At 34.8% G+C, this 8,444-nt stretch carries 7 protein-coding genes and 1 pseudogene; 3 read left to right on the forward strand and 5 right to left on the reverse strand.

Translation table 11 applies throughout. From position 1 onward, the window contains the following. The 4 genes and pseudogenes from C564_RS0130465 to C564_RS0130480 all read right to left on the reverse strand — a co-directional run. Positions 1-302 (reverse strand): annotated as a pseudogene (locus tag C564_RS0130465) (phospholipase); the annotation flags it as partial. A 47-nt stretch (positions 303-349) separates the two neighbouring features. Continuing rightward, positions 350-1,117: a hypothetical protein gene (locus tag C564_RS0130470; protein ID WP_018768081.1), complete on the reverse strand. Its 768-nt coding sequence runs from the start codon at positions 1,115-1,117 to the stop codon at positions 350-352. Positions 1,118-1,668: 551 nt separating this feature from the next. Beyond that, positions 1,669-2,727: a sensor histidine kinase gene (locus tag C564_RS0130475; protein WP_018768082.1), complete on the reverse strand. Its 1,059-nt coding sequence runs from the start codon at positions 2,725-2,727 to the stop codon at positions 1,669-1,671. Then, complete coding sequence (locus C564_RS0130480) at positions 2,724-3,437, reverse strand: response regulator transcription factor (RefSeq protein ID WP_018768083.1); 714 nt, start codon at positions 3,435-3,437, stop codon at positions 2,724-2,726. Before C564_RS0130480 ends, C564_RS0130475 begins: the two co-directional genes overlap by 4 nt. 322 nt (positions 3,438-3,759) lie before the next feature. Here C564_RS0130480 and C564_RS0130485 point away from each other — a divergent pair, with 322 nt between their 5' ends. Next, entirely contained in the window at positions 3,760-4,467 is a 708-nt protein-coding gene (locus C564_RS0130485; RefSeq protein WP_018768084.1) for an IS6 family transposase, read from the forward strand. 211 nt (positions 4,468-4,678) lie between these two features. Then, entirely contained in the window at positions 4,679-5,386 is a 708-nt protein-coding gene (locus C564_RS0130490) for an IS6 family transposase (protein WP_018768085.1), read from the forward strand. A 329-nt stretch (positions 5,387-5,715) separates the two neighbouring features. Here the strand turns inward: C564_RS0130490 and C564_RS0130495 are convergent, their stop codons facing one another. After that, positions 5,716-7,947, reverse strand: coding sequence for an N-acetylmuramoyl-L-alanine amidase family protein (locus C564_RS0130495; protein WP_018768086.1), 2,232 nt, complete (start codon positions 7,945-7,947; stop codon positions 5,716-5,718). A gap of 361 nt (positions 7,948-8,308) precedes the next feature. Here C564_RS0130495 and C564_RS0130500 point away from each other — a divergent pair. Next, positions 8,309-8,444 (forward strand): RNA chaperone Hfq (locus C564_RS0130500; protein WP_018768087.1); only part of this gene is annotated, 136 nt, incomplete at its 3' end.

Genomic DNA, 8,444 nt, shown 5'->3' on the forward strand with positions numbered 1-8,444 from the left:
GAATTATCATAGTATGGGTTTTTATAATCTGCAGAATAAATGCCTTCCTCCAAATTAGTACGCCATTCATTTAATAGAGCTGTCTCATTTTGCTTCACCACAGTCGTATTTTGGGACATAATATCAATGGCTCTGTTTACAATCCATAAATGAGAACTTACGCCTTCATTATGTATAGATTCTGCTGACCACTTTAGAGCAATTGGTGGATCTTGGTGGCAATTTTCATGTGCAAATGCCACACTTTGGATAGGAGCTGTTAAAGCAATTACAGAAGCTATAGCTAAAATTTTTCTTTTCATAAATATTCCTCCATTTGATGTATAGTTAGATAGATTTAATAGATGCTTTATGGTAAAGGTACTAATTCATAGCCAGCGTAGTCTTCAGGCGCAGATCTTCCCCACAATTTATCTTGATTTGCAAATGGTTGCTCTGAAGTCTCTAGCTGGAAGGTTGTTATAACTCCATAACTAGATTGCTGTGGATCTGCATTATACCAGTCAGTAGGTCTACCAAGTTTATCTCTAAGATAATCCGTTTTACCTGTAACTAAATCTATTTCCTTCGAGTTTTTTTTCTTAACTGTTAAAGTACTTCTTGATTGGTCACTAAAATAGATCCAGCTTCGATTGCCTGCATTTACGTATTTTTTTGTTCCTCCTGCATCAGCATTTGGTCCTCCAATCCACATTGACATTGTAATTGGAGTATTATTTCTTATATATCCATCACTCTCTACTTCAGCCGGCACTTCAAAATTGATAGGTGTACCATAATACTCATTACCTTTTGTATCCTTATGCTTTTCAGCAGCACCATAATAAGACGAGTTTTTATATTGAATTACATAATGCCAACCCGCAAACTTCTCATAAGTTATTCCAAGTCTATTCTGACCTACAGGTGCTACTCGTTTTTCAAAAGGAATACCTGTCACCCACAAATATTTGTCTACTAGTATGTAATCTTTATTTGTGGTAATTGGATCCCCATAAATATCAAGTATACGATCGTCCTCAGCTGCATAAGCAGAATTTGTAGGAAAAACAGTAACGATCAAACTAAATATGAATGCTAAGAATGTAAGTATAGGTAGTTTTCTTTTCATAAACATATCTGCATCCCTTCTTATTTTTACTATTGGTTTTATCATCTGCGCGCATCATCTACTAGTAGACCAACTACATCCTATCTAGCAAATCTTTCATTTTTCTTTCATAAATGTTACAAAAGTCTTTCAAAGGTCTGACTTCTTCTCTGATGAAACGAATAAACAAAAAGGAAAACCTAGATGTTCATTAGCTTCATAGATCGTTCATTCAATAATTTAGATACAAATATGTAATTTTGCATATTGAAATTTATTGATATTTTTGTAATCGCTTACTGTAATAAAAACATAAAGATGTACCACATCTAAACACCAAGAAAGAGGAGGAAATATTATAGAAATTGCAATGGCAGTTTTAAAATTTGTAGGTGGATTACTTCCATTCGTTCAAGAACTTTTAAAAGCATTTATGTAAGTTCATTATTCAGCAATTATTTATAAAAATTATCATACAAATGATCTGTATCTCAAAGATGAATTGATGTGCAGATCATTTGTGTGAGCAAGCTTTAACAAAAAAGAATCCCTAAAAATAAGGGATTCTTTTTCTCTATCTATTTCTTTTCTGATATGACGGGAAGAGTAAACCAAAATTCACATCCTTGTTTTCCATCAGGACGGTCCCGAACACCAATTTCTCCTTTATGCATTTCCACTAGTGATTTTGCAATGGCGAGTCCAAGTCCAGATCCTCCAGATTGTGAACTTCTTGATGGATCTGTTCTGAAAAAGCGTTCAAATATACGTATTTGTTCATCGTAGGAAATCCCATTCCCCTCATCACGTAAAGTGAATATAATTTGCTGTTTCTGTTTATTTTCCTCTACAATTAACTCAATTGTGCCACATGTAGGAGAATGACGGATCGCATTATGTAACAAATTATTGATTACTCGGGCTATTTTACATGGCATAATCCAAAGTTTTGGCAATGTATCCGAAACACGTAATTGCAGATCAATCTCTTTATCTTTCAATAGGATAGCGTGTGAATCTATTACTTTTAATAGAATACTATCTAAATGTATTAAACTTGGATGAAATGCTTCTTGTCCAAGTTCTAACTTAGACAGTTCAAATAAATCATTAATTAATCCATTTAATCGTTGTATTTCGTTTAGAATTGTCGTTAGGTACTGCTTTTTCATATCAGCATCTGCAATTAAGCCATCCTGTAACGCTTCTATCATCAATTGTATGCTAGCAAGAGGAGTTCGTAAGTCATGTGAAATATTCGCAATCAGCTCAGTACGTTCTTTTTCTCCTTTTTCTAACTTAGTAAAGCTTTCTTCTAATTTTTTTGCCATTTCTTGAAAAGCTGTGGCTAATTCTTTAAACTCTTCCGGTTCTTTCCCTATTATGTACATCGTTCCAAAATGTCTATCACTAAATTGTTTGGTTAATGCAATTAAATTTTGGATCGATCTCATAATAGGACGTGTCATTAACCAGTAAATAATCGTTGAAATAATGAGTGCTACAATCACGATTACTGTAAATAACCGTGTCTGTTCTGGTCTAAGTAACATTTGTCTTTCGCTATACCAGATAGAGATTAACATGATACCCGTACTTAATAAATTCATCAATAACAATTGATAACGTAACTTCATAGCTCATTTCCTCCATCTGGATCAAAGCGATAACCTATGCCCCAAACTGTATGAATCCAACGATTCTTTGTTGTATGTTTCTCTAATTTCTCACGTAGGCGACTTACTAAAACTGTTACTGTATTTGTGCACCCTTCATACTCAAAATCCCAAATTTGTTCAAGAAGTTGGGATCTTGAAAATACTTGTCTTGGATGTTTTGCCATTATATGAAGTACCTCAAACTCTTTCACTGTTAACTCAATTTCATGCCCACAAACAAATACACGTCTTTTTGCCGGGTGAATATCCAAATCTTGGAATCTAATTATTTCTGATACTGGTTCTTGCATTTGTATTGTTGCTTGATTGCCTCTTCGTAATAAAATTTGTACCCTTAATACTAATTCACGAGGCGAAAACGGTTTTGTTACATAATCATCCGCGCCTATTGTTAATCCCAAAATTCGATCTCTTTCTTCTGCCCTAGCAGTCAAAATAATAATAGGAACATTAGAGTGTTGGCGAATTTCCTCACATAGTTCCCATCCATCTTTTTTCGGCATCATCAAATCTAAAACAATGAGATCTGGTTGATATTGCTGAAATAAATTCCAACCTTCTTCTCCGTTTTCAGCTGTGTATACTTCATATCCTTCACTTTCTAAGTACCGTTTGCATATTTCACGGATATTATCTTCATCTTCTATAATTGCAATTCTTGTTGTCATACATAAAATCTCCTCTGTTCTTTTATCAAAAATAAAAGAAATCTTTTTTGATTTACTTATAATATTGTGAAATGTTTTTTTCTAATTGCTAGTATTTTTATGTTACTAACGATTCATATAAAATTTATATTCGTAAGTTTATCTTAGTTTAAATATCTTTCATATTTCTTTCAGAAATGTAACAAAACTCTTTCAAATGTTCTGGTGCAAAAATAAATTATAAAAAATAGAGTTCTGGTGCAAAAACTTTGAAGTATATGAAAATGGTCTATCAAACTTGGACATACTTATAGTACTACTCTATAAAAGGTGTGTGATCAGTATGGAAAAGGAGAATATATTTAAGTGGAAACATTATCAACCAGACATCATCTTGTTAACTGTACGTTGGTACCTACGGTACAACTTAAGCTTTCGCGATTTGGTGGAAATGATGGAGGAACGGAGCTTATCCGTTGCTCATACAACGATTATGCGATGGGTACATCAATATGGGCCAGAGTTTGATAAACGAATTCGGCGTCATCTCAAACAAACGAATAGCTCATGGAGAGTAGACGAGACATATATAAAAGTAAAAGGACAATGGATGTATTTATATCGTGCCGTTGATTCTGAAGGAAACACGATTGACTTTTATTTGAGTAAATCTAGAAATCATAAGGCTGCAAAGCGATTCTTCAAGAAAGCTTTGCGGTCTTTTCATGTTTCACAGCCTCGTGTGATAACCATCGATAAGAATCCCGCCTATCCTGTAGCAATTGAAGAGTTGAAGAATGAAAAAAAGATGCCTGTAGGCATCCAAATAAGGGAAGTGAAATATCTCAATAACATCGTGGAACAAGATCATCGGTTTATTAAAAAGCGAGTTCGTTCGATGTTAGGATTCAAATCATTTCGTACAGCCACTTACATACTGAGTGGCATAGAAGCGATGCATATGATGAAAAAGAATCAACTTCATCAAGAGGTAAAGTCTGCCCAAAATCAAAAAGAGTTCATTCACCAAATGTTTGGACTTATAGCATAAAATACGATTCCGTTAGGATTCTACTATTCTCCGTATTATTCTTCTTCATATATTTGCACCAGAACCCGATTTCTCACTCAAAGATTGCAAACTTAAAATCATTAAAAGATACTTTGTTGGGTTCTGGTGCGAAAACTTCAAGATAATTGCAAGTAATCTCTAAATCTTGGACATACTGATACTATTACTTTAAAAAAGGTGCGTGATCAGTATGGAAAAGCGAAATTTATTCAAGTGGAAGCACTATCAGCCTGATATTATTTTGCAAACAGTAAGATGGTACCTACGGTATAACTTGAGCTTTCGTGATTTGGTGGAAATGATGGAGGAACGGGGCTTATCCGTTGCTCATACAACGATTATGCGTTGGGTTCATCAGTATGGTCCTGAATTAGACAAAAGAATCCGTCGTCATCTCAAGCAAACCAACGACTCTTGGAGAGTCGATGAAACATATATCAAAGTAAAAAGTCAATGGATGTACCTGTATCGTGCTGTCGATTCGAAAGGAAATACCATCGATTTTTACCTAAGCAAAGCAAGAAACCACAAGGCTGCAAAGCGATTCTTCAAGAAAGCTTTGCAGTCTTTTCATATTTCTGAGCCTCGTGTCGTGACAGTCGACAAGAATCCAACTTATCCTATAGCAGTTGAAGAATTGAGAAAAGAAAAAAAGATGCCATTAGGCATCCAACTAAGGCAAGTGAAATATCTCAATAACATAGTGGAACAAGATCATCGGTTTATTAAAAAGCGAGTTCGTTCGATGTTAGGATTGAAATCCTTTCGCACAGCTACATCCATTATTTCTGGAATAGAAGCTATGCATATGGTAAAAAAAGGGCAACTTGTTTTACTGGACAAGTCTGTTCAAAATCAAGTGAAGTTCATCCATCAACTATTTGGAATTGCTGCTTAAGACTAGATTCCACTAGGAAACTTTTCGCCTCTTCATATCTTTCGTAAGTATTTGCACCAGAACCTAAAATAGAATTCCGCTAGAAATATATGAACTATATGCTCTTTCATTTTATTTTTGCACCAGAACCCATCTAATTTCGTTTTCAAAGAATATTTGGCCATAAAAAACTGCACCTCTAATTATTAGTTATGTCCAACAATTAGAGGTGCTACTTTTCTAGTACAATGTTTTTTTGTCGTGTCGAGCTAAATATAGCATACATAGAATAAGGGAATGCAGTACACATCAGCATACAAGCATTCCCTTGTTATTTTTATGTTATTACTTTACATTTTATGTCCCCAGTAGTCAAAGTGATAATCTTTACCGTCGATTTTAAACCAACCGTCTGAATAAAGTGAACCATCTTCTCTAGCACAATACCAAAGGTATCCGTATGCAAGAGGAAAAGGTCTATATCCACCACCAACGTTGAACCATCCTGTTTTAGCTGCTCCATTTTCATCGAAGTAATAATATTTATTCTCGATAGTTTGCCAGCCCTTTTGTGCTACGCCGTTATTGTCAAAGTGGTATAGCTTACCATCTATTTTTTCGAACCCTGCTTTGTTAACTGAGCCGTCTTCATGGAAATAATATTTTTTTCCGTCAATGTTGTCATAATCATTGAACGTATAATTGCGACCATTTGTGAAATAGTAGTTCTTACCGTCTATTATTTTCCAACCGGTATAGAGAGGTCCATCTTCTAAACTATAATATTCCACTATTTTCTCTCTTTTGTTGATCCCTGTTTTAAAAATCGAACCGTCATGATTAAATGTTAATATTTTGTTGTCAAACTTAACATTAACAACGCTGTCTATAACTTCTCCATTTAGATTAGAAACTCTCTCAAGCACACCTTTATCGGAAAAGTGAAGGATGACACCTCGATCTTCTAGACGTATTTCATCTTTAAGGACCACACAACCTCCGAAATAATAAATTTCACCATCGATTTCCCGCAAACCATTTTCAATAAGTGCTCCAGAAGCATCGGAATAGGAACGACCATCATAGCCACTCTTGCTCCATGCTGATCGTTGCAAAGCGCCAGAATCATTGAAAGTATAAAACTTACCCTCAATCCGTACACCATTTTTATTTCTCTCCGTAGCCAATTCGCCATTAGACGGATCAAAATAATAAGTCTTCCCCTTAATGTCTTGCCAACCTGTCATGAGAACTCCATCAGCATCTGCAAAATGATAAGCAGAACCTTGGTTTACCCAACTGTTCTTTATTACATTTCCAGAAGAATCTTTTGCAATCAATTTAGTAGAATCTTTTTCATCAGCTACAAACTGTACTTCGTCATACTTCTGTCTCTCATTTTCTTTACCCGGATACCACTCTATTAACCAATTGTGAATTTCATTGTTGCTTTTATCATCGAAACGAATTTCAGAGTAGAAACGCTCACCAGTACCGAACTTTGAGGTATCCCTATCACCAGCTAAACTTACTCCATTCTTGTTATTTAAACGGAACTGAACTGTACCAGCATCAGAATTTTCTATCTGAACAAGTTCAAACACTTCATCATCGCCAAGCGAATCGGAATATTGAAGTTCGTTTCCTTCTTTTCCTGAAAGGTATTTTGAACCTGTTTTTACGATTACTTTATTCGTTCCTTTTTTATAAGGGATAATTTGATAAGGTTTACCATCATTTAGTCTAATGAATGGCAGTAGCAGACCTGTCTCTATGACGTTAGTACGCTCCGCCAATACATCAGATAATCGATCATAAAAATCTGCACGAGCTTTAGGATCATTATTAACATAGTTGTCAAGGACATCTTTAGATACTGGCTTTGAAGTCAATGTTATCAATTGTTTTTGCTTATCTGATAATTTATTTGCTATCTGATCAAATAGGTAATCTGAATTTCTAGCAATCACCGTCCAATCGCCAAAGGAGTCGCCGGAATATTTTTTGTAAAGTGGACCAAGAAATCTTGGGTTTTTACCAGATGCTTTTTCTACAAATGCATGTTGGCCTTGATTTATCACAACTCCGGTCTTTCCTTCGTCTAATTGTGCTTGTGTAATGTAAAGAAGATCGTGTTCTGAGACATTTGCTGCATTAGGGTTTAAATCTATAATTGCCCCTGCGTCAGTAATTTTAAGCTGCTGCCCAGATTTTAGTTGATGAGTTTCAATTCTTCCATTTGGATAGCGTACTTTAACTTGTTTAATAAAATTCAAATCACCTTTTGTATGATACATGGAAATATTAAATTCCCCAGATGTAAAACTAGGGGCCTGGTAAGTTTCGTTTTCTGCATATACATCAATGTGAGTGCCTGGGTCTCGATCCCCTGGGCTTATTCCAAGTGTTTCATAAGTGTTTGCTATAGCACCTAATACAGTAATACCTATATCTACTACTGCACCTATCCCTGCGCTAGCCTTATTTTCTGCAATCGGTGCCATAGAAAAAAGAATTCCTAATGCCGCTGTAGCAGGAATTATCCTCTTTCCAATTCCATTTGTTTTAAATTTCTTTTTCATTTTGTTCTCCTCTTTGTAAAACTTTTCACTTTGAAATTTGTATTTGGAAGTCCATCTTAATTTAAATACCTTTCAAATGTCTTTCGTAAATATTACAAAAGTCTTTCATTAGTTTTAATTTCTAATAAGTGAAGTATTAAACACTAATGCGAGGAGATTAAAACATATATTAGGGGTCACCATACATCACCATCAAGCTAAGAAAGGCAAATACCCCAAAAGGAAAGAATGAGCTTTCTTGTAATAAAAAACAAATCAGTAATACTAGGAGATTCCTTTTCAATGGCTATATTGAGAAATACGTGTATAAGACAGTATTTAAAGTTAAGTATGATACGATTATAGTAAGGGGGGAAGCTATATGAACGGTCTACAAGAAAAAACATCTGAATTATTAAAAGAGAAAAAAAAGCCAATCACTGTAGTTTTAAAGAGTGGGGTTAGGATAACCGGGCAGATTCTTGCAATGGACAAATTTACGATTCTTATGATGGTTC

The organism is Bacillus sp. 105MF, assembly GCF_000374885.1.
Taxonomy (GTDB): domain Bacteria; phylum Bacillota; class Bacilli; order Bacillales; family Bacillaceae_G; genus Bacillus_A; species Bacillus_A pseudomycoides.

Bases quoted from the DNA above. Each gene is read 5' to 3' on its own strand.
- C564_RS0130485 (WP_018768084.1), top strand. From the start codon at position 3,760: ATGGAAAAGGAGAATATATTTAAGTGGAAACATTATCAACCAGACATC.
- C564_RS0130470 (WP_018768081.1), bottom strand. From the start codon at position 1,117: ATGTTTATGAAAAGAAAACTACCTATACTTACATTCTTAGCATTCATA.
- C564_RS0130480 (WP_018768083.1), bottom strand. From the start codon at position 3,437: ATGACAACAAGAATTGCAATTATAGAAGATGAAGATAATATCCGTGAA.
- C564_RS0130490 (WP_018768085.1), top strand. From the start codon at position 4,679: ATGGAAAAGCGAAATTTATTCAAGTGGAAGCACTATCAGCCTGATATT.
- C564_RS0130475 (WP_018768082.1), bottom strand. From the start codon at position 2,727: ATGAAGTTACGTTATCAATTGTTATTGATGAATTTATTAAGTACGGGT.
- C564_RS0130495 (WP_018768086.1), bottom strand. From the start codon at position 7,947: ATGAAAAAGAAATTTAAAACAAATGGAATTGGAAAGAGGATAATTCCT.